Source organism: Actinomadura geliboluensis (assembly GCF_005889745.1).
GTDB lineage: Bacteria > Actinomycetota > Actinomycetes > Streptosporangiales > Streptosporangiaceae > Spirillospora > Spirillospora geliboluensis.
Genome location: NZ_VCKZ01000782.1, coordinates 1 through 676, shown reverse-complemented (window position 1 = coordinate 676; position 676 = coordinate 1). Strand labels below are relative to the sequence as shown.

General features: G+C 68.3%; 1 protein-coding gene. It reads right to left on the bottom strand.

Annotated features, from left to right (window positions below; all coding sequences use genetic code 11):
- Positions 1 to 303: 303 nt before the first annotated feature.
- Entirely contained in the window at positions 304 to 621 is a 318-nt protein-coding gene (locus ETD96_RS44215) for a helix-turn-helix domain-containing protein (RefSeq protein ID WP_205719778.1), read from the bottom strand.
- Positions 622 to 676 lie beyond the last annotated feature (55 nt).

Below are 676 nucleotides of genomic sequence, written 5' to 3'. Positions count from 1 at the left end.
CTCCAGCAGCAGTCCCAGCTCGGAGTCACGGCCGCGGAGCGGGAGATCACCGACCGTGCCGGGAGTACGCCCCAGGTCGCCGCTCCGCCCCCGAATCATCTGCTCGACCGCCATGACCCCTCCGTTCAGCCCGCCGGTGGACACCCTTCGCCGACACAACAACTCTGTGCGGACACGTGGCGCGGCCGCATCAGGGACAGCCTGGGCAGTCTCCCTAGGAAGACCCGGGGCACCGCCCGGGTACGCGAACCACACGCTCACCTTGCGACGACTCCCGCACCGTCAGTGAGGCGGTACTCCGCGTCACTCCGGTCGATGCGGGGCCCGCGTGGACGGCGGCTTGATCAGGTCGTCCATCGCGCAGTCGAGGATGTCCAGCAACGCCATCAGCGTGCGGAGGTTCAGCCGCTCCGGCTTGTCGACCACGAGCCGGTACACCTGGCTCGCCGACAGTTCGACGCCGCGAGCGGCCAGCAGCGGACGCAGTTCCGTCGTGGAGAACATGCCGCGCTCAGCCATGACCTCGCGGAGACGCCACCCATAGTCCAGGTCGGCCATGCGGCGGGCTTCCTTCTCCTCTGATCCGAACGGTACGTGCTTGACGACCGGATATCTGCGCATGAAGACAGGTTCCCCGGGCCCGTGCCCCGTTCGCATCCGTGACCCCCTAGGGGAC